The 19832-nt window shown below is 68.6% G+C and carries 18 protein-coding genes; 4 read left to right on the forward strand and 14 right to left on the reverse strand.

Annotated features, from left to right (window positions below):
- Positions 1-21: 21 nt before the first annotated feature.
- From G7043_RS34710 to G7043_RS34730, 5 genes are all read right to left on the reverse strand, one after another.
- Positions 22-2910 carry an alpha-L-rhamnosidase-related protein gene (locus tag G7043_RS34710; RefSeq protein ID WP_166052876.1) on the reverse strand — a complete coding sequence of 963 codons (2889 nt, stop codon included), beginning with the start codon at positions 2908-2910 and terminating at the stop codon, positions 22-24.
- 75 nt (positions 2911-2985) lie between these two features.
- Positions 2986-3861, reverse strand: coding sequence for a CU044_5270 family protein (locus tag G7043_RS34715; RefSeq protein WP_166052877.1), 876 nt, complete (start codon positions 3859-3861; stop codon positions 2986-2988).
- Entirely contained in the window at positions 3854-4423 is a 570-nt protein-coding gene (locus G7043_RS34720; RefSeq protein WP_166052878.1) for an RNA polymerase sigma factor, read from the reverse strand. The genes G7043_RS34715 and G7043_RS34720 overlap by 8 nt, the downstream gene beginning before the upstream one ends.
- 88 nt (positions 4424-4511) lie before the next feature.
- Positions 4512-5945: an RICIN domain-containing protein gene (locus G7043_RS34725; protein WP_242642970.1), complete on the reverse strand. Its 1434-nt coding sequence runs from the start codon at positions 5943-5945 to the stop codon at positions 4512-4514.
- Between the two features lie 33 nt (positions 5946-5978).
- Positions 5979-6215, reverse strand: a complete 237-nt coding sequence (locus G7043_RS34730) for an RICIN domain-containing protein (RefSeq protein WP_166052879.1) — start codon at positions 6213-6215, stop codon at positions 5979-5981.
- 325 nt (positions 6216-6540) lie between these two features.
- On the opposite strand from G7043_RS34730, the gene G7043_RS34735 reads away from it, so the two are divergent.
- Entirely contained in the window at positions 6541-7140 is a 600-nt protein-coding gene (locus G7043_RS34735; RefSeq protein WP_166052880.1) for a TetR/AcrR family transcriptional regulator, read from the forward strand.
- A 31-nt stretch (positions 7141-7171) separates the two neighbouring features.
- A complete protein-coding gene (locus G7043_RS34740) occupies positions 7172-7663 on the forward strand; it encodes a DUF6653 family protein (RefSeq protein ID WP_166052881.1) in 492 nt (163 codons plus the stop codon).
- 60 nt (positions 7664-7723) lie between these two features.
- Here the strand turns inward: G7043_RS34740 and G7043_RS34745 are convergent, their stop codons facing one another.
- A complete protein-coding gene (locus tag G7043_RS34745) occupies positions 7724-8254 on the reverse strand; it encodes an AMIN-like domain-containing (lipo)protein (RefSeq protein WP_166052882.1) in 531 nt (176 codons plus the stop codon).
- Positions 8255-8360: 106 nt separating this feature from the next.
- Between G7043_RS34745 and G7043_RS34750 the strand changes: the two genes are divergently transcribed.
- Together G7043_RS34750 and G7043_RS34755 are read left to right on the forward strand one after the other, a co-directional pair.
- The gene (locus G7043_RS34750) at positions 8361-9056 is read left to right on the forward strand and encodes a FadR/GntR family transcriptional regulator (RefSeq protein WP_166052883.1); all 696 of its coding nucleotides are present in this window, start codon (positions 8361-8363) and stop codon (positions 9054-9056) included.
- Between the two features lie 152 nt (positions 9057-9208).
- On the forward strand, positions 9209-11482 hold the full coding sequence (locus tag G7043_RS34755; RefSeq protein WP_242642971.1) for an alpha-L-fucosidase: 2274 nt from the start codon (positions 9209-9211) through the stop codon (positions 11480-11482).
- Positions 11483-11534: 52 nt separating this feature from the next.
- Here the strand turns inward: G7043_RS34755 and G7043_RS34760 are convergent, their stop codons facing one another.
- The 8 genes from G7043_RS34760 to G7043_RS34795 form a co-directional block, all read right to left on the reverse strand.
- Positions 11535-11825, reverse strand: coding sequence for a hypothetical protein (locus G7043_RS34760; protein WP_207312098.1), 291 nt, complete (start codon positions 11823-11825; stop codon positions 11535-11537).
- Between the two features lie 34 nt (positions 11826-11859).
- Entirely contained in the window at positions 11860-12891 is a 1032-nt protein-coding gene (locus G7043_RS34765; RefSeq protein WP_166052884.1) for a rhamnogalacturonan acetylesterase, read from the reverse strand.
- Positions 12892-12909: 18 nt separating this feature from the next.
- A complete protein-coding gene (locus G7043_RS34770; protein ID WP_166052885.1) occupies positions 12910-14193 on the reverse strand; it encodes a poly(ethylene terephthalate) hydrolase family protein in 1284 nt (427 codons plus the stop codon).
- Between the two features lie 58 nt (positions 14194-14251).
- Positions 14252-15367, reverse strand: coding sequence for a glycoside hydrolase family 53 protein (locus G7043_RS34775; RefSeq protein ID WP_166052886.1), 1116 nt, complete (start codon positions 15365-15367; stop codon positions 14252-14254).
- A gap of 195 nt (positions 15368-15562) precedes the next feature.
- Positions 15563-16609, reverse strand: a complete 1047-nt coding sequence (locus G7043_RS34780; protein ID WP_166052887.1) for a LacI family DNA-binding transcriptional regulator — start codon at positions 16607-16609, stop codon at positions 15563-15565.
- 25 nt (positions 16610-16634) lie between these two features.
- Positions 16635-17519: a carbohydrate ABC transporter permease gene (locus G7043_RS34785; RefSeq protein ID WP_313888219.1), complete on the reverse strand. Its 885-nt coding sequence runs from the start codon at positions 17517-17519 to the stop codon at positions 16635-16637.
- On the reverse strand, positions 17516-18427 hold the full coding sequence (locus G7043_RS34790; protein WP_166052888.1) for a carbohydrate ABC transporter permease: 912 nt from the start codon (positions 18425-18427) through the stop codon (positions 17516-17518). Before G7043_RS34790 ends, G7043_RS34785 begins: the two co-directional genes overlap by 4 nt.
- A gap of 3 nt (positions 18428-18430) precedes the next feature.
- Positions 18431-19720, reverse strand: a complete 1290-nt coding sequence (locus tag G7043_RS34795) for an ABC transporter substrate-binding protein (protein ID WP_166052889.1) — start codon at positions 19718-19720, stop codon at positions 18431-18433.
- Between the last annotated feature and the right edge of the window lie 112 nt (positions 19721-19832).

The raw sequence follows: 19832 nt of genomic DNA on the forward strand, positions 1-19832 counted from the left end.
GGCAAGGGCCTGATCCGCCGGTCAGCGGATCAGGTAGCAGGACTTCACGGCCCCGAACACCGGGTCGGCGCCGAACGCCGCTTCGGTGCAGGGCGTCGATCCGGTGAAGGTTCGGTACACATAGGACCCGTTCCGTCCGAACGCGACGGTCTGCTCGCCGGTGAACGAGCAGGTTCCTTTCTCCACCGTGCATTCCGTCGTGAAACCGGAGGGCTTGCCCGTCCAGGCGTAGCAGGACTTCACGAAGTCGACGAGCGGGTCGACACCGAAAGTGGCGACCGCGCAGTTCGCCGTGCTGTCCGACTTCGCCGTCCAGTACGAACCCCTGGCGCCGAACGCCTGCGTGCCCTCGACCACGCACGGGGTGCCCTCGTCCACGCACTTCTCCCACGCGCCGGCCGGTGCGTCCGGCAGCACGTAGCACGACTTCGCCACGCCCTGCAGGGGATTGGCACCGAACGCCGCGGCGTTGCACTTGGCCGTGCCGTTGACCGTCATGAACCGGAACGCGCCGTTCGCGCCGAACGCGACCGTTCGCCTGCCGTCCACCTGGCACACATCACCCTCGGAGGCGCACTTGGCTGAACCGGAGGGCCCGCCCGCGGGGGCGAGGTAACAGGACTTGAGCACGTTCGGCGCCGGATCCTTCCCGAACGTGCCGATCTCGCACTTGGCCGGGCCGCTGATCGTCCGGTACGCGTGGTCGCCCGCGCCGAACGAGAGCACCTGTGTGCCGTTCGGGGTGCAGGTCTGGCCCTCGGTCGCGCAGAACGTGTAGCCGGGCGGCAGGTAGTCGGGCAGCACCGCGACGTCGAACGAGTCGGGCTTCACGACGCCGGTCGCGGTGACGGTGTAGGTGCCGCCGCCCGCGCCGGTGAGGTAGACGTAGGCGCCGTCGGCCGAACCACCGGAAAGGCCCGCGCCGGGCTGGAACTTCCCGCCGCTCCACACGGTGGCGCCGTTCACGGTGACCTCGACCGACGAGGAACCGTAGGTGGGGACGCCGATCCGTCCCGTGGTGCCGGCCGGAGCGGTGAGCTTCGAGGTGAACGTGCCGGGCGTGTAGTCCCAGGTGCCGTGCACCGCGCCCTTCGGCGTGGTGATGTTGCCTTCCACGTGGCTGAGGTCGCCGAGGTGCGGCACGAAGTCGTAGTGCGTGGCGTCGCTGGGATTAAGCCCCAGCACGAAGAACGTCAGCGCGTTGGTCGGGCCCGTGGCCCAGCCGTGCGCGGCGCTCATATACGAGTTGCCGTAGTACGGGCTTCCGTCGTACTTGAAGCTCTCCCAGAAGGTGCTGTTGGTGCCGTTCGGGGAGTTGAGCATGAAACCCCACGCCCGGCGCATCAACGCCAGCGCGTCGACGTCGTCGTTCGCCATGAGGCGCGCGGTGAGTTCCATCGATCCGGTGAACGTGCCGACCAGGTTGCCGGCCTCCGGTGTGACCGCGCCGATGTCGGTCCAGTTCGCGGTGAGCGTCCTGACGATCGAGGCGTTCTTCGCGGGGCTGTCGGTGAGCCCGAACCAGATGGCCATCGAGTTGCCGTCCTGCGGGTGCAGAGCGGCCCCGGGAACGTCGCGGTACAGGCCGGTCGCCGGGTTCCACAGCTGCGCGTTGGCCGCGGTCTTCACCGCGGCCGCCCGCTCCCGCCACGCGTTCGCGTGCGCCGTGTCGCCGTGTGCGTCGGCGAGCTTCGCGCCGGAGGTGAGCGCCGCGTACAGCAGCGCGTTCGCCGTGATCTTGTGCCCTGGGCTGAACGAGCGGCCCCAGTCGAGCAGCCCGGAGACGTTCAGCAGCCCGGTGCCGTCGACCTTCGCCAGGCTGAAGTCCATCGCCTTGACGTACCTCGGCCAGATCCACCGCACCCAGTTGGTGTCGTCGGTGTAGCGGTGGTACAGCCCGGTTCCCACCAGCGTCCACAGGTGGTAGGTGTCCGAGACGTACGTGTCCCCTTCCGTGCTGTCCAGGCGGCTGATCTCCGGACCGGCGTACGGAAGCATGCCGTCGCCCCGCTGCAGCCAGTACAGCGCTTCGAGCGCGTTGCGCGAGGACTTCGTGTCGTTGAGCGACGCGTACGCGGTGGGCAGTGCGACGCCGAGATCGCCGGGCCACACCGTGCGGTCGCGCTTCGCCCCGTCGGTCAGCACGCTGGTGCCGGGACCGATGACGGCGGAGTTCTGCCAGCCGGGGTTCGGGGCGACCTTGTTTCGTCCCGTGTCGGGCGCGATGGTGTTGGTCTGCACCGTGTACGCGCCCGCGTACCAGAGCTTGTCGAGCAGATCGTCGTTGGAACGGAAGTAGTTCGGGTAGTCGCGCGGGTTGGCGCGGTCGGGGTCCGGCGTGAACTGCAGCGTCACGTCGTTGACGTCGACCCAGCCATCGCTGCCGAGAAACAGCGTCAGGTAACGGAATCCGCCCCGCAGCTTCTCCTTGGGCATCGTGTAGGTGCCGGAACCGCCGACGGCGGCGAAGATCGCGCCGTCCGAGCCGAAGTGCTGACTGCTCCGGTCGCTCTCCACGCCGACGAACGCGGCGGTTTCGGAGAACGCGAGACCGACCTGCCGGCCCGCCTCGCTCGCACCGGCGAACCCCAGGGAGACCAGGCCGCCGACCTCTTTGCCGAAGTCGAGCACGACGTAGGAGTCCTTGCCGGACAACCGGGCCGAGCCGCCGTTGAGGAGGTTCTCCGGCGTGGTCACGGTGCCGGCCGTCCTGTGCACCGAGACGGGCTTCACCGTGCGCGACGCGGGTGCGAAGTTGTGGGGATCCGACGCGGCCGGCGACTCGGCGGCCAGCACCGCCGTCCCCGACGAGGTGGTCGAGGCCAGCAGCAGCGCGCCGACCGCCAGCAACGCCAGTCGTCGGACGCGTCGGAACCCTCTACCGCGAACGCGGGCATGCGTGAGCTGCACGTGACTCCCCCAGAGCTCTGGTCACCTCGAACCGTTCCCGGCGACCGGCCGAGCATAAAGGGGAAGAGTCCCGGGCTAGATGCGGTCGCCCACCTGGTCGACGAACCCGGACACGCCCTGCGGCTGGTTCTTCGTGCCGAGGTACTCGTAGGTGTCCTTGTCGAACACCATCACCGTCGGCTCGGCCGACGGCGCCGAGCCCTTCGGCACCGGCCAGGTGATCCCGATGCCGGGACGGCCGGACGAGACGTTCTCCACCAGCGTGAGCCCCGGCACCTTGGTCGCCGCCTCGAACAGCGCGGCGCGCTGCGGCCCCGGCAGGTACGAGAAGGCGAACATGGACAGCACGTCCTTGCCGTACGAGTTGACAGGCCGGTCCTTGTCGTCGCCCTGCAACACCTTCAGCATCTCGTCGGGCGTGGTGGGCAGGTCGTCCCGGTACCGGCGCTTCGGCGTGCACGGCTCGGTTTCGCCAGTCGGCCGGTCGTACTTGTCGAACACCCTGCTGCGACCGTCGACGCAACCGGGCACGGTGCTCGGGTCGGAGCTACCGGTGCTGATCCGGCCGTCACGGGTGCCGTCAACGGAGAACCACGCCTCCCACTTGCCGTCGCGCAAGTAGTAGAACTGGTCGGGCCGAGGCACCACATCGGGCTTCGAACGGGCTGCCGCCGCGGCGTGGTTCAGCAGTTGCACGGCGGCGTCCACCGGGGCCTTGGGCTCGGTGATCGCGGCGTCAGGGCTGGTCGGGTCCGGTGTGCCGGACGGCAGCACCACGGCCACGGCGGCGGCTGCCGCCGCCACGGCGATCGTCGCCACGGCGATGATCCCGGCCCGGCCGCGCCTGGCCGGTTTCATACCCGCCACGAGCTGCGCGCGGGCGGCCGCCAGCTGGTCGGCGGACTTGAGCGGGGTGTCGTCCAGATCCCGGACGAGCTGAAGGTCATCCATTGTTGAGCAGCTCCTCGACCTCGGTGTGGTTGTCGGTTCCCAACGCCGCCCGGACCTTCCGGCGGGCGCGGTTCAGCCTGGATCGCACCGTGCCCACCGGAACCGCCAGCGCTTCGGCGACCTCCAGATAACTGAGCTGTTCCCACGCGACCAGCAGCAGCACGTCCCTGTCCTCGACGGACAACGCCCCCAGCGCGCCGCTCAGCATCGACCGCATGGCCTGCGCGGTGACGTCCGCGGCCACCCGGTCGGCGTGGTCGTCCACGTGGGACCCGACCGGGGGCATCCGGTGCCGGCGCACCTCCTCCCGCCGGTGCTGACCGACCAGGTTGGTGGCGATGCCGTACAACCACGGCCGGGCGTCGGGGCGAGACGAGTCGTAGCGCTCCCGTTTCGTGAACGCCGCGAGAAACGTCTCGGCGAGCAGGTCGTCGGCGATCTGCTGACCGAGGCGCCGGGCGAGGTAGCGCTGGATGTGTGGTGCGTGCCGGTCGAAGAGGAGAGCGAACTTCTCCGGCACGCGCAGCGACGCCTCGATGAGCTCCGCGTCGGTTGCTGTCATGGTGGCCTTTCGGGCGAAGGGTCTTCACCCTGTTATCCGCAGAACGCCCCGACCGAGTTCACGGCCGGGGCGTGGGAGCAGATCAGACTCAGACCGTGCGACGCGTGAACTGCTGGTTGGTGCCGGTGCCGCAGGTCCACTGGATGAGCCGGCCGCCGTCGGCCGTCGACGCGTCCGACACGTCGAGACACTTGCCGCTGTGCCGGGCGACCAGGCGGTAGTAGCCGTTGCCCTGGTCCTGGAACGACCACTGCTGGTTGGTGCCGCTGCCGCACCTGTACTGCAGGACGGTCGCGCCGTCGGCCGTCGACGCGTCCGAGACGTCGAGGCACTTGCCGCTGTGCTGGGCGATGACCTGGACGTAACCACCGCTCGTGGCGGTCAGCCGCCACTGCTGGTTGAGCCCGCCGCGGCAGCCGTACTGCAGCACGGTCGCGCCGTCCGCGGCCGAGTTGCTCGAGACGTCGACGCACTTGCCGCTGTGCCGCGCCACCAGGTTGTAGTAGGGGCCTCCGCCGACGCCGGTGATCGTGCCCGCGGCGGTGTCGATGGACAGCTGCGGGTACCAGGGCAGGGTGATGGTGGTGTTGGTGGGGAAGGTCAGCGGCAGCCAGACGTACTGGGAGTCGTTGACGGTGCCGCCCATGGAGTTGCCCCACCGGTCGCCCAGGTACAGGTACGAGGTGCCCGACGTGCCCTGGACGGGGAGGACGAACGTCGTCTGCGAGCCGTAGGTGGTGGCGTTGCCGGCATCCGCCATGGCCGTCCACGGACCGGTGATGCTGGTGGCGGTGGCGTAGCGCTGCTGGTTCGGGTTCCAGCCGCTGGTGCCCGAGGTGAGCATGAAGTACACCCCGTTGCGCTTGAACAACGCCGGCGCCTCGCGGAACTGGCCGGGCCACGGGTTCGCGACGAGGGCGTCGTAACCGGTGTGGGCGGCGTTGAGCCGGAAGATGCTCAGGTCGGCGTTGTTGGCGGTGGCGGTGATCTGGTACGCGGTGCCGTCGTCGTCGGTGAACAGCGTCTGGTCACGGGACGTCGTGCCGCTCGGCGGACGGAAGCTGCCCTGCCACGTGTAGTTGCCGTCGACCGTGTCGGACACGGCGACCGCGGCGCGAGCCTCGTTGTAGTCCTTGCCGTTCTCCTTGTGCATCCACATGACGAACTTGCGCGTGGTGCTGTTGTAGATGACCTTGGGCCGTTCGATGTTGGCCACCTGCAGTTCCGCGGCGCTGGACTGGGTCAGCGCGTGGTTGCGGAACTCCCAGTTCTTCAGGTCGGTCGAGCGGTAGACCGACACGGCCTTGAAGGTGTTGTCGGGATTGCGGTTCTCGCCGAACCAGTAGTAGAACGCGCCGACCTTGAGCACGCCACCTCCGTGGGCGTGCACCGCGGCTCCGGTGGTGTCGGTGAACTGCGTCGCGTTCGTGATGACGACCGGCGCGGCGGAGGCCGGCCCGATGATCGTCATCTGGGACAGGAGAACCATGGCGACGGCCACGGCGCATCTGCGGAACATCATTGTTCTCTCCGGATGTGTGCGTGGGAACTCGTGCTACAGACCGACGATGCGCCAGTCCTGGTTGGCACCGCCGGTGCCGGGCCACTGGACGATCTTCGCGCCGTCCACTGTGGACGCACCGTCGCCGTCGACGCACCAGCCGAGCGGCAGGGGACTCGTGAGGGTGGCCGCCCGCGCGAGTGGGGAAGGGAGCTGGCTCGTGGCGGTGGCGGCGATGACGAGCGCACCGGCGCCCGTGATCAGGCTTCGACGACTGATGCCTTCGGGCATGCGATACCTCCGATCAATGAAGGTTCTACGCGAGGCTCCCGAACATCTGGCTGGTTCGTCCGCTGGAGCACTGGCGCGAGACATTGGCACTTGTTGTGCTGTTTGAGCAAGAGTTTGTTGAATCTTGTTTTGTCTCGTCGCCAATGATTGGTCGGATGTATGGAATGGAAATGCTGAAAACGTTTTCTCGCGTCGGTTGACCACCGGTGAGCAGATGACACCGGAAGAAGCCACCGAGGCCGCTCTGGCGATCTTCCTCGGCGGCGCGCGAAACCCGGTGCCCGCGAACCTTGCGTGAACTGAACAACTGTTCAATACTCTGAACATGCGTTCAGCCTCGGACTTGACCGCGCGTGCGCGGATCCGTGACGCCGCCCTGGCCCGGTTCGGTGCCGATGGCATCGCCGCCACCTCGGTGCGCGCGGTCGCCGCGGACGCCGGGGTGTCGGCGGCGTTGGTGCTGCACCACTTCGGCTCCAAGGAGGGGCTGCGCCAGGCGTGCGACGAGTACGTGCTCGATGCGATCCGAGCCGGTGGCGATGCCGACATCAGCGCGTTGGGCGAGATGTTGCAGGCGGCGACCCCGTTGCGCCGGTACCTGGCGCGTGCCCTGCTGGACGGTTCGGAGGCGGCCACGACCTTGTTCACGGAGGTCGTGGAACGCACCGAACGGTGGCTGGCCCAGGGCGAGGCGGAGGGCTGGGTACGCCCGGCGGCGGATGCGCGGGCGCGGGCGGTCACCTACGTGTCGTGGCTGCTGGCGCCGTTGGTGCTGGGTGACCAGGTCGGCCGGTTGCTGGGCGGTGATCCGGCGGAGACCGCGACGGCGGTGCGCAGTGCGCGGGCCGGGCTGGAGATGCTCACCGGCGGGTTGTTCGCCGACGACCGGTGGCTCAAGGCGTTCACGGCGGTGGACGAGCGATGAGGGCGTTGGCGGAGACCGGGGAGGGACCACGATGGACCTGAAGGAAGCGGTGGCCAAGGCGTTCCGGATGGACGAGGAGGCCTGGCGCCGGCACGCGAACCCGTGGAGCGTGTGGACGCGGTTCGCCGCGATTCCGTTGATGCTGCTGGGGATCTGGAGCCGCGACTGGATCGGCTGGTGGTGCCTGGTGCCGATCGCGGCCGTGATCGGGTGGCTGTTCGTGAACCCGTCGGCGTTCCCGCCGGTCGAGCCGCGCGGGTGGGTGGCCCGCGGGATCTACGGTGAGCACGCGTGGGTGCGGGACAAGTCGCTGGTGCCGCCGAACCACCTCGTGGTGCTGCGGATTCTGGTGGTGCTCGGGCTCGCCGGGTTCGGGCTCATGGTCTGGGGGCTGGTGCGCCTGGAGGTGTGGCCCACCGTGTTCGGCACGGCGCTGCTGGTCGTGGCGCAACTGTGGCGGATCGACCGGTTCGGCTGGCTGTGGGAGCGGGTCGAGCAGCGCGACCGGATGACCGCTGGTTAGCCCGTAGACGTCGTCGGTCAGGGCGCCCGACCGACGACGCGTACGGGCAGACCGTTCTGACTACCAGAGGTGCGCGACGTCGACGACCATGCGTGACCCGGTGCCGGGCCCGTCGAGCAGCAGCACCCGGAACGGCAGCCGCGCGCGGACGCCCAGCCCGATCGTCGTCTGCCCCTCGAACTGGCCGGCCCACGCGACGTGCCGGAACGTGTTGTACGCGCTGACGTCGGCGAGTTCGCCGTTCGGCAGGAAGATCGCGTCGGTTGCCATCGTCGGCACCTTCGCGACGACCTCCAGCCGTGCACCGCCGCGCACGGGCACGAGCTCGCCCGACCCGTCCTTGCGGATCTCGTCGACGTAGCGCACCGAGTAGCCGTGCACGTCGCCGTGCACGTCGAGGACCATCCGGTCGAAGCAGTCGTGGCGGCCGGTGCGGATGCCGTACAGCTCGTCGGTGGAGCCGGGACCCGCTTCCTTCGGCAGGGACCCCCAGGTGATGCCGCAGTACGGGGTACTGGCCCCCGCCGTGGCGGGCACCCCCAGCAGCACACCGAGGACGATCGTCATCAGCACTACGAGGGAACGCCTCATCGCGGCCTCCTGACCGAATTGTTGCTGCTCCCATGACGTCTGTCCGGGTGGCCTGGTTGCCTGCGCGCGGGCACCGTTCGAGCGGTGATCGCTACCATGTCACCCGATGTCATTGACCGATGAGGCCATCGCGCGAATCCGGGAGCTGGTCAGGTCCGGTCGCTTCCCGGCTGGCGCGAAGCTGCCGCCCGAGCACGAGCTGTCCGCGGAGCTCGGCATGTCGCGCAGTCCCGTGCGGGAAGCGGTGAAGGCGCTGTCGGTGGCCGGTGTGCTCGACGTGCGACGTGGTGACGGCACCTACGTCACCAGTTTGGCTCCGGGTCTGCTGCTCGCCGGGCTGGGCGCCGCGGTCGAACTGATGCGGGCCGACACCCTGCTCGAACTGATGGAAGTGCGGCGGCTGCTGGAGCCGGGCGCGACCGCGCTCGCCGCGACCCGGATGTCGAAGGCCGATCTCGCGGTGGTGCACGGGCATCTCGTGGCGATGCACGCGGCCGCCGACGACGTCGAACTGCTCAACCTGCACGACGCGGCGTTCCACCGGGCCGTGGCCGCCGCGACGGGCAACGAGGCGCTGACGACGGTGCTCGACGGCATCTCCAGCTCCACGCTGCGTGCGCGGATGTGGCGCGGCACCGTCGACGACGACGCCGCCGCACTCACCCTGGCTCAGCACGCCGCGATCCACCAGGCGCTGGCCGACGGCGACGCGGCCTCGGCACACGCGGCCGCGCTGCTGCACGTCGTCACCTCCGAGCGCTGGTTGCGCACCTATCTGGCTGAGGCTGAACTACCCAGCTAGAGATCTGATGATTGAGTGCACCAGCCTCGCGCAAGGCCGCATGTGAACGTTAACATCTGGACATCTGTGGCCGGTTGCGTTGGCATACATGTGATGTTTCGCGCTCGGGTGAGCCGTTCCAGCGCGGGTCCATCCACCATCAGGAGATCGCAATGACGCATCCTGCTGACAGCCCGTTGTCCCGGCGGCAGTTCGGCGCACTCGCCGCTGCGGGACTCACGGCCGCGATGTCGCCCGACGCGCTGGCGGGTCCGGCCGCCGCGTCCTCCCGGCGCGAGCCCTACGAACCCACCTGGCCCTCGGTCGACCGGCACCTGGCCGCCCCGGAGTGGTTCCTGGACGCCAAGTTCGGTGTCTACTGGCACTGGGGTGCCTTCACCACGCCGGAGTTCGGCAGCGAGTGGTACGGCCGGAACATGTACATCAGTGGTGGCCGGGAGTACGACCACCACAAGGCGACCTACGGCGACCCCGCCGTCTGGGGCTACGACCGGTTCATCAACGGTGGCACCGATGTCGCGGGCAACCACGTCCAGTTCGCGCCGAAGCTGGCCTCGCGGGGCGGTCAGTTCGATCCACGTGAGTGGGCGCGGATCATCAAGGCGTCCGGCGCGAAGTTCGCCGGCCCCGTCGCCGAGCACCACGACGGCTACTCGATGTGGGACAGCTCGGTCAACGAGTGGAACTCGGTCGCGAAAGGTCCCCGGCTGGACCTGATGAAGCTGTTCGCCGACGCCGTCCGCGAACAGGGGCTGAAGCTGCTGGTGGCGATGCACCACGCGTACAACTACAACGGCTTCTTCGACTACGCGCCACAGCAGACCGATCCGAGCCTGCGCAAGCTCTACGGCCAGCTGCCCCGTCCGGAGATGGACGCGCTCTGGCTCGCCAAGCTCAAGGAGGTCGTCGACCGCGCCAAGCCCGACATCCTCTGGCAGGACTTCAGCCTGAACTCACCGGGCTACTGCCTCAACAACGGGCCGTGCGCCGTCGGTGAGCGGGAACGGCTGCAGTTCCTGGCCTACTACTACAACCGGGCCGAGCAGTGGGGCAAGGAGGTCGTCGCCACCTACAAGCACTTCGACCAGGGGTTCACCAACAAGGGTCAGGTCGAGGACTACGAGCGCGGCGGACCGGCCGGCATCGTCACCCCGTACTGGCTCACCGACGACGCGATCAGCAGCAGCAGTTGGAGCTACACCAAGGGCATCGGTTACTACTCCAGCACGCAGATGATCCACGCGCTGATCGACCGGGTCAGCAAGGGCGGCAACATGTTGCTCAACATCTCGCCGACCCTGGAAGGCACGATCCCCGCCGAGCAGCGCGCCGTGCTCGCCGACATCGGCACCTACCTCGGCCGCCTCGGCGAGTCGATCTACGCCACGCGCGTCTGGGACTCCTACGGGGAGGGGCCGACGAAGATGGGCGGCGGTTCGTTCGTGGCACCGAAAGTGGGCACTGCCAAGGACATCCGCTTCACCCGGGACAAGGCCGGCCGCGTGGTCTACGCGACGGTGCTCGCCTGGCCGGGGGAGTCGCTGACCATCACCACGCTGGCCGGCGACCGGATCCCGTTGACCGGCCTCCGGCGGGTCGAGCTGCTGGGCACCAGGACGGTGCTGAGCCACACCCAGGACACGGCGGGGTTGCACGTCGCGCTGCCGGCGGCGAAGCCGTTCGAGTCGCCCGCGTACGTCCTGAAACTGACCTTCGGCGACCGGATTCCCGCGCTGCGGCCGGAAACCGGCGCCAAGGCCTACGCGGACCGCGACTACCGGGGCACGGCGGCGACCCTCACCGTCGGCACGTACACGGCCGCTCAGCTCACACCCCTCGGTCTCCAGCCGAGGACCGTGTCCGCCCTCCTGCCCGCGAAGGGGTACGAGGTTCGCGGCTACACGGACGACAACTCGGGCGGCAGCGCGTCGACGTACACCGCGCCGACGCCCGATCTGCGGACGAGCGGCTTCGACAACGCCATCGTCTCGATGCGAGTCGCGTTCGACGCGACGAAGTGGTTCCGCGTGGTCAACGTGACCAACGGCCTCGCGATCGACGGTGGCGGCGCGGTCGCGGCGGGAAGCCGGCTGAAGATCTGGACTCCCGACGACAGCACGAACCTCCAGTTCCGGGCGGAGAACTCGAGTGACGGGTTCTACACGCTGACCAACCGCACCAACGGTTTCGTGGTCGACGGGGCAGGCGCCACTGTGGACGGTGGCTATCCGGTGCAGTCGGTGTACACCGGCGCCGCGAGTCAGCAGTGGTCGATCACCGACACGGGCGGAGGTCTGTTCAAGATCGCCAACCGGGTGACGGGGCTCGTCCTCGACAGCGGCGGTCAGGTGGGTTCTGGATCGCCGTTGAAGGTGTGGACCGACGACGGCAGCCCCAACCTGCGCTGGCAGTTCCTGGTGAGCTGAGCACGCTTGAGGGGCGACGGCTGCGAGGCCGTCGCCCTTCCCGCGCACGTTCTCAGACGGAGACGCCGTCGAGCTGGAACGTCTGCACCTTCGGGCCGGCCGCGCCTGCGGTCACGGTGAACTGCGCAGCGGCGCCGATCGCGTTGTCGCCGTTGCAGAATCCGCTGCCGGAGTAGCCGGCGTGGTTGGACTCGATGGCACCGGCGCAGGTGGCCGGCGCGGCTTCCGCCTCGTACCGGGTCGCCGCCGCCGAAGCCGCCGAGACGACGAGACCGTTGCCGGCCAAGGTCAAGGCGACGACGCCTGCGGCGAGCGGTGTGGCGCGCCGTCGATGCAAGAGCATGGTTGACCTCCAACAGAAGAGTTGAACGCCTGGGTCAGCGCAGATAGCCGGTCAGGGGCAGGTTCAGCTCGCGGACGCCCTGCACGACGAGGCCGGCCATCTCCGCGCCGCCGCGTGCGGAGAAGTGGGTGTTGTCGCCCGCTTCTTTGGTGAGGAACAGCGCCTCGGACGCGGACGGTCCCATCGACTCGACCAGGTTCTTGCTCTTGGTGGTCAGGTCGATGACCGGCACGCCCGCGCTGCGGCCGAGTGCCCGGATGACGGCGGGCAGGTCCACGCCTTTGCTGTTGACGTGCAACGCGGTTGCGGTGAGTTTGGTGCCGCTGAAGAGCCTGCGCACCGGTGGCGTCATCAGCACCGGGACACCTCCGCGTTCCCGGACGCCGTCGACCAGCCGGGTGAGGTTGTCCCTGAAGGCGGTCGCGGTGGTCTCCTTGTCGTTGTGCCCCAACTGGATGAACACCAGGTCCCTGCTCTTGACCAGTGGCTTCATCGTCGGGAACAGTGCGCGGTTGGACAGGAAGCTGCCGGAGCTCTCGCCGGAGTCGCCGTAGTTCGCGACCACCGCGCCGTTGCGCAGGTGGGTGGGCAGGTACTGGCCCCAGCCGGTGTAGGGCGCGGTGGGTTGGTCGCAGACGGTCGAGTCGCCGGCGAGGTAGGCCACCAGCGGGGCACTGGCCGGTGTCACGGTGAGCGTGCCGATCGCGGGAGCGGTGCCGCTGAAGGTGATCTGCAGGCCCGCTGTGCCGGTGCCGCCCTGGCCGGTGGGCTGGCCTTCAGGGCTGCGGACGTTGACCGTGGCCGTGGTGCGCACGAGCTGGCCGGCGGTGGTGGAGACGGGGTTGAGGATCTGCCTGCGTGCCTCCACCGACATGGAGGTGTTGGCGGCCTTGGTGCTGCTGCCCAGTTCGACGGTGACGTCGTAGTTTCCTGGTGCGACGGCGAAACTGCACTTGATCGGCGCCGAGCCGGAGCACTGCGGCGGCAGCGCGGCCGCCGAGGGGACCGGGACCAGCACGGCCGCGCTCAGCGCGGAGGTGAGGAGCGCGAGGCGCTTGAGAGACACGGATTCTCCTGTCACACGTTATGATCGTTTGGCCCAGACCTGACCGGTGCCACCGGTGCAGGTGTTCACGACGACCGGTGCGTTGTCAGCGGTGCCGGAGGTGTCGAGGCAGCGTCCGGACGCCGCGTTCGTCACCGTTCCGTTCGTGTTGACCGTCCACTTCTGACTGTTGCCCCCAGTGCACGAGTTGATCGTCACCCGTGTGCCTTGGCCGGAAGCGTTGGCGTCCATGCACTTCGCGTTGTCGTAGATCCGGAGCTCGCCCGCTGCCGTCTGGGTCCACTGCTGGTTGACCGCGCCGTTGCAGGTCCAGAGGATCAGCCCGGTGCCGTTGGTCTGGACCCGGCCCGGCACGTCCACGCACTTGCCGGAAGCCGAGCCCGCCAGGCCGAAGGTGGTGCCGGGAGCCGGATCGCCCGGCAGGAGCGGGCAGGTGTTGCGGGACGTCCTGATGCCGGTCCAGTCCTGCACCGGGCACAAGAACTGGGTGTACCGCGCGTCCTGGTCGATGAAGATCTTCATCCACGGGATGACCTTGCGCGTCATCACCGAGTTGTTCGAGGTCGGGAAACCGTGCCCGGCGCCGGAGAGCTCGAGGTACGCCTTCTCGGTCGAGGCCGGGATGGTGTTGTAGTGGTTGAGAACGCTCGCCGGCGTGCTCGTTCCGTCGTTCTGCCCCGCCAGCAGCATGGTGGGCACCTGCAGGCCCGACGTGTTCTGCGACGGGCTGAACGGCGCCAGTCCGATGGCTGCCTTCAACGTCGGCCGGCGCAGGGCCGCCGAGATGGTTCCGCCACCACCCATCGAGTGGCCCATCACCGCGAGGCGGTTCGGGTCGACCCTGGTGCGCACGGAGCTGCGCTGGGTCAGGTAGTCGAGCGCCGCCAGCAGCTGGGTGCCCCGCGCGACGTCCCAGTCCTCACGGCTGATGGTGTCGATGCCGATGACGACGAACCCGAACGAGGCCAGCCAGTGCCCCATCCACGCACCTTCGGCGGCCCAGGTGGCGGTGTAGCCGGGCGAGACCGCGATGGCACCGAACGTGCCCTGGCTGGTGTCGGTCGGATAGTAGATCTTCGCGGCACCGAAGCCGTTCCCGCCGCCCACGCTCGTCTCCGTGGTGGCGAACGTGCCGCGGTTCGCGGCGACGCTCGACTGGGTCGGGTTCGGGCCCCGCTGGTAGGGGTTGTCCGCGGCAGCGGCCGGTCCGGGCGCCGCGGTGGACGCGAGGACGCCGAGGGCGGCCGCGAACGCGATCGCCACTCTCCGCAGCGGACCAGGGAACAGTTGGATTTGGGACATGGTTCGGTACCTCTTCTTCGGCAGGGACGGTGAAGAGAAGGGCTGAGCGGGGTTGTGGTCAGGGGGTCCAGCGGATGCCGGGCAGCAGGCGCCCGGTGCGGTCGAAGACGGCCTGGTTCTCCCAGCCGTTGCCGGAGTTGGTGATGTCGGCGGGGTCCCAGCCGTTGCCGGGCACCGCGTGCCAGGTCGGTTCCCAGTAGAAGATCCCGATCGCGCCGGCGTTGCGGACGGCGTTCTGCACGGCGGTGAAGTTGGCTGCCTGGCCCGCCGGTGTCGCCGGGTAGCCCGAGCACGGTTGCGACGACGTGATGACGTTCGCGGTGCCGTCGTGGTTCGCCGTGGTGTACGGGTACGCGGTCTCGGCGAGGATCACCGGCTTGCCGTACCGGGAACGCATGTCCGACAGGACACCGGCCATGGAGGACATGCTGCCGTGCCAGTAGCAGTAGTACGACAGGGCGGTGATGTCCCACTGGACGCCCTGAGCCCGGATCCCGTCGTAGAACCAGCGAGCGCCGCTCTCCACCAGTGCGGTGTGGACGATCACCTGTGTGCCCGCGTTGCAGGCTTTGGTGGCGTTGTAACCGGCTTTGAGCAGCCGTCCGAGGTTGGTGAAGTTGTTGTTGACCACCTTGCCGTCGTCCCACAGCATGCCGGTGTTGATCTCGTTGCCGATCTGCACGCTGTCCGGGACGGTGCCCTGGGCCTTCAGGCTGCTGCAGACGTCGTGGGTGTAGTTGTAGACGTCGGTCTGCAGCTGGCTGATGCCGTGGCCGGCCCAGGCGGCGGGCTTGCCCTGCTTGCCGGGATCGGCCCAGGTGTCGGAGTAGTGGAAGTCGACCATCAGCTTGAGGCCCTTGGCTTTCACCGTCCGCGCGTACTGCAGGACCTTGGCCTTGTTGTTGTAGCCGCTGCGAGGGTTGTTCCAGATGCGCAGGCGGACGTAGTTGACGCCGGCGCCCTTGAGGACGTCGAGCGGGTCCTTGGCGGTGCCGTTCGCGTCGTAGTACTTCGCGCCGAGCTCCAGTGCTCGTTGGGCCGTCGAGACGTCCGCGCCCAGCATGCTGAGCGAGTTCGCCGCGGACACGGCAGGGGTCAGCAGCGTCGCGGGAAGGGTGACGGCCGTCAGCAGAAAGGCGAGCTTCCCTGCACGGCGAATACCGCGTGCGGTCATTCGATCTCCCTTGATCGAGTGAAGCAGGGCTCGCGCGTACCCCAGAACTGTGAACGTGCACAGTCCGCAAAAACGCACGATTCACTCTGATAGAACCGTATTCAGGTGATCGTCTCAAGAGAGAGTTAAATGCATTTCTGTGAACGTGCACAGAACCCGTCGAATTCGACGGCACATTCGACGAAGCCGGGTGATTCAGGCCGATTCGCGGACGACGAGCTCGGTCGGCAGGATCACCGTGGCCGCCCCCTCGCCGTCGATCTGGGCGAGCAACTGGCGCACCATCATCTCGCTGATGCGATCCCATGGCTGCCGGATGGTGGTCAGCGGGGGATGGGCCGCAGAGGCGACCGGTGAGTCGTCGAAACCTCCGACCGCGATGTCCTCGGGGACGCGCAGGCCCGCCCGCTCGATCGCGGTCAGCGCGCCCTCGGCCATGAGGTCCGACGCGACGAAGACCGCGTCGATGTCCGGCACGGCGGACAGCAGCTGCTGCATGCACGCCTCACCGCTGGCCCGGCTGTAGTCGCCGACCGCCACCAGCCGCTTCTGGTAGGTGATGCCGTGCTCGGCGAGCATCTCGCGATAGCCCTGCAGCCGTTCGAGCCCGCCGGGGGTGTCCTGCGGGCCGGTGATCGTCGCGACGCGCTTGCGGCCGGACTCGAGCAGGTAGCGCACCATGGCCCTGGCGCCCGCACGATCGTCGGCCGCCACATAGGACACCGCGTCGCGCTCACCGAGCGGCTTGCCGCAGCACACGAACGGCAGGTCCGCCCGCCGGAGGTGGTCGATCATCGGGTTGCCGCGGTGCGAGGAGATCAGCAGCACGCCGTCGACGTGGTGCGGGGACAGGAAGGGGGCGACGCGGCGGCGTTCGGCCTCGGTGCCGGCGGTGATCAGGATGAGCGGGATGTCGTGCTCACCCAGCGCGGTGGTGCAGCCGCGCAGCAGGGTGGTGAAGTTCGGGTCCTCGAAGAACCGGTCCTGGGTCTCCGACAGCAGGAACGCCACCGAGCCCGCGCGCTGGGTCACCAGGCTGCGGGCCGCCCGGTTCACCACGTAGCCGAGCTTGCGGATCGCGGCGTGGACCGCCTCCTGGGAGGCCGGGCTGACGTTGTGCCCGCCCTGCAGGACGCGGGAGACGGTGCCGCGGGAGACGCCGGCGTGCGTGGCGACGTCGATGATCGTCGGCGGTCGCTTCGTCCGGGGGCGCGCCCGCCGTTGTGGCGTGGTGTCCGTCATCTGGCCTCATCTGCGGTGACTGGTACTACGACTTTACGGCCCCGGACAGCAGGTCGACGCGCCAGTAGCGCTGCAGACCGAGGAACAACGCGATCAGTGGAATGATCGACAGCAGCGCACCGGTGATCACGAGAGTGTAGAGCGCCGGTTTGCTCGCGCCCTGCTGGAGCAGGCTGTAGAGGCCCACGGTGACCGGGAAGGTCGTGTCGTCGGCGAGCATCACGTACGGCAGCAGGAAGTTGTTCCAGATGGCGACGAACTGGAACAGGAAGATGGTCACGAGGCCCGGCCGCATCATCGGCAGCGCGATCGAGAGGAAGAGCCGCAGATCGCGGGCACCGTCCACCCGGGCCGCCTCCAGCACCTCGTCCGGCACCGCCGCGGCGGCGTAGACGCGGGCGAGGTAGATGCCGTAAGGGCTCAGGACGCTGGGGAGCAGCACCGACCAGTAGCTCCCCGCCAGATCGACCTTCGCCAGCAGCAGGTACTGCGGCACGGCGAGGGTGATCGGTGGCATCAGCACCCCGGCCAGGATCACGGTGAAGATGGCGCCGCGACCGGGGAAGGAGTACTTGGCCAGGGCATATCCGCTCACCGCCGACACCGCCGCGGACAACAGGGCGCCCACACCGGCGTACAGCCCCGAGTTGAGCATCCAGAGCCAGTACACCCCGTCGCGGTAGGCCGACAGCTCGGAGACGTTGGCCCAGAGGCCGCTGCCGGGCAGGAAGGTGAAGGTGCTGAACAGCTCGCTGCGGCTCTTGGTGGCGGCCATCACCACCCACAACACGGGCACCAGGCAGTAGATGGCTCCCAGCAGCAGCAGGAACGTCGCCAGCCACGAGGTGCGGCGGGTCGCCCGTGCCGACACCGACGGCTGCACCCGCGGCCCGACCAGCAAGGCGCTCACGGGGTGCGCTCCGCGGTGCGCCTGTTGACCACCTTGAGGAAGCCGAACGACAGCACCAGCGTCACCACCGCGATCACCACCGCGGTGGCGGCGGCCGAGTGCAGACCACCCTGGACGAAGGCGTCCCGGTAGACCTTCATGTACGGGCTCCAGGTCCAGCTCAGCGAGTTGGTCAGGGGACGCAGCGTCATCGGCTCGGCGAACACCTGCAGCGTCGCGATGGTGGAGAAGAAGAAGGTGAGCACCAGGGACGGCATGATCAGCGGGATCTTGATGCGCAGCGCGATCTGCGTCTCCGAGCAGCCGTCCAGCCGCGCGGACTCGTAGAGCTCCGGCGGGACGGCCCGCAGCGACGTGTAGATGACGATCATGTTGAAGCCGGTGCCGCCCCACACCGCGATGTTCGTCAGCGCGAGGAACAGCCAGTCGCCCTGCAGCAGGTCCGGTCCGCTGAAACCCACTGCCCTGAGCAGGAAGTAGCCGGGGCTGACGCTCGGCAGGTACAGAAAGCCCCACAGCAGTGAGGCGACGATGCCGGGCACCGCGTACGGCAGGAAGATCGCCAGCCGCGAGAACGCCCTGAACCGCGTGCGGGGCAGGTCGAGCAGGAGCGCGAACAGCAGTGCCAGGCCGAGCATGGTGGGCACGAGCATCGCCCCGTAGCGCAACACCCGGCCCGCGCCGGCCAGCAGTTCGGGATCGGTCAGCGCGGTGGTGAAGTTGTCCAGCCCCACCCACACCTCCTCGCGCGCGTTCCGGCCGATCCCCAGGCCCTTCACCTGAACCGAGTGGAGGCTCAGGTGAAGGGCGTAGCCGATCGGCAGCGCGAAGAAGAGTCCGAAGAGGATGATCGCCGGAGCGAGGAAGCCGTACGGCGCGAGCCGTCTGCCGGTTCGGGTGGACGCCATGGATCAGCCCTCGATCTTGAAGCCGCTCTTCTTCATGTCCGCGACGGTGGAGTCCTGCACGCTCTTGAGCGCGACCGGGAACGACGACTTCTCCGTGGCCGCCTTGCCGAAAGCGTCCTTGAAGGTGTTGTAGGCGACGTTGACGTTCGGTCCCCAGCTCGCCGCGGCGGTGCCCTTCGCGAGCTCGGCGACCTGCTGGTAGAAGTCGGGCTGGTTGGGGAAGAACTCCGGCGTGGTCAGCGCACCGCTCATCTGCGCGGCGGTGGCGGCCGGGTAGACGCCGGCCTCCTTGACCAGAGCCGCCACGGCTTTCGGGTCGGTGTTGAGCCAGGTGGCGAACTCGGCGGCGGCCTTCGCGTGACCGTTCTTCGCCGCTTTGGCCGTGATACCGGTGGCGGAACCGCCCCAGCTGCCGGTCGCGCTCGAGCCCGCGGTCCACTGCGGCAGCTTGGCCATCCGCCACTTCCCCTTGGTGTCCGGCGCGCTGGTGGTCAGCACGCCAGGTGCCCAGACCGCGCTCACCCAGGCGACCTGCGTGCCGTCGTTGAGCGCCGCGTTCCACGCGGGCGTGTACATCGGCTGGTTGTCGATCACGCCCTCGGCCACCAGGTCGCCCCAGAACGTGGCGACCTTGCGGGACGCCTCGGCGTCGATGGCGATCTTCCACGTGTCACCGGAGGCCGACCACCAGGTCGCTCCCGCCTGCTGGGTCAGCCCGGCGAACAGGCCGGCGTCGTTGCTGGAGAACGTGGTCAGCGCGCGTTTCGGGTCCTTCTGCTTGAGCTGCCGCGCGACGTCCGCGAACTCCGTCCACGTGGTGGGCACCTTGAGTCCCAGCTGCGTGAAGACGTCCTCGCGGTAGTAGAACGCGAGCGGAGCCGTGTCCTGGGGGATCGCGTAGACCGCGCCGTCCAGGGTGACCTGCTTCCAGACGTTCTCGGTGAACTTGTCCTTGGCTCCACCGCCCTGCTCCGTGATGTCGGCGAGCACGTCGTTGGACACCAGGGTCGGGATCATCTGGTATTCGGCCTGCACCAGGTCCGGCCCGTCACCTGCCTTCGCGGCGGTGATGACCTTGGTGACGAGCTCGTCGCCACCTCCCTGCTCCTGCACGGTGACCTTGATGTCGGGATGGTCGGCGTTCCAGAGGTCCGCGACCTTCTGCAAGCTCGCCCAGGACCACATGGTCAGCTCGACCGGGCCGTCGGCCGCGGGTGTGCCGCCGCCGCTGCACGCGGCGAGGGTCAGGGAGCCGATGAGGGCGAGGGCGGTGAGGGCGGTGCGGCGCTGCATCCGTTCCTCCGATGTCGGGGGGAGGTGCTGGACTGTGCACGTTCACAGTAGTGACGCAGGCTCGACACTTTCAATAGCCGAAATGTACGGTTGTAAGCGGGAAGTTCGGCGG

Source organism: Lentzea alba (genome assembly GCF_011067745.1).
Taxonomy (GTDB): Bacteria; Actinomycetota; Actinomycetes; order Mycobacteriales; family Pseudonocardiaceae; genus Lentzea; species Lentzea alba.

Excerpts from the sequence above, each read along its gene's own strand:
- G7043_RS34715 (WP_166052877.1), bottom strand. The coding sequence starts at position 3,861 with ATGGATGACCTTCAGCTCGTCCGGGATCTGGACGACACCCCGCTCAAG.
- G7043_RS34720 (WP_166052878.1), bottom strand. The coding sequence starts at position 4,423 with ATGACAGCAACCGACGCGGAGCTCATCGAGGCGTCGCTGCGCGTGCCG.
- G7043_RS34725 (WP_242642970.1), bottom strand. The coding sequence starts at position 5,945 with ATGATGTTCCGCAGATGCGCCGTGGCCGTCGCCATGGTTCTCCTGTCC.
- G7043_RS34730 (WP_166052879.1), bottom strand. The coding sequence starts at position 6,215 with ATGCCCGAAGGCATCAGTCGTCGAAGCCTGATCACGGGCGCCGGTGCG.
- G7043_RS34735 (WP_166052880.1), top strand. The coding sequence starts at position 6,541 with ATGCGTTCAGCCTCGGACTTGACCGCGCGTGCGCGGATCCGTGACGCC.
- G7043_RS34740 (WP_166052881.1), top strand. The coding sequence starts at position 7,172 with ATGGACCTGAAGGAAGCGGTGGCCAAGGCGTTCCGGATGGACGAGGAG.
- G7043_RS34745 (WP_166052882.1), bottom strand. The coding sequence starts at position 8,254 with ATGAGGCGTTCCCTCGTAGTGCTGATGACGATCGTCCTCGGTGTGCTG.
- G7043_RS34750 (WP_166052883.1), top strand. The coding sequence starts at position 8,361 with ATGTCATTGACCGATGAGGCCATCGCGCGAATCCGGGAGCTGGTCAGG.
- G7043_RS34755 (WP_242642971.1), top strand. The coding sequence starts at position 9,209 with ATGACGCATCCTGCTGACAGCCCGTTGTCCCGGCGGCAGTTCGGCGCA.
- G7043_RS34760 (WP_207312098.1), bottom strand. The coding sequence starts at position 11,825 with ATGCTCTTGCATCGACGGCGCGCCACACCGCTCGCCGCAGGCGTCGTC.
- G7043_RS34770 (WP_166052885.1), bottom strand. The coding sequence starts at position 14,193 with ATGTCCCAAATCCAACTGTTCCCTGGTCCGCTGCGGAGAGTGGCGATC.
- G7043_RS34775 (WP_166052886.1), bottom strand. The coding sequence starts at position 15,367 with ATGACCGCACGCGGTATTCGCCGTGCAGGGAAGCTCGCCTTTCTGCTG.
- G7043_RS34780 (WP_166052887.1), bottom strand. The coding sequence starts at position 16,609 with ATGACGGACACCACGCCACAACGGCGGGCGCGCCCCCGGACGAAGCGA.
- G7043_RS34790 (WP_166052888.1), bottom strand. The coding sequence starts at position 18,427 with ATGGCGTCCACCCGAACCGGCAGACGGCTCGCGCCGTACGGCTTCCTC.
- G7043_RS34795 (WP_166052889.1), bottom strand. The coding sequence starts at position 19,720 with ATGCAGCGCCGCACCGCCCTCACCGCCCTCGCCCTCATCGGCTCCCTG.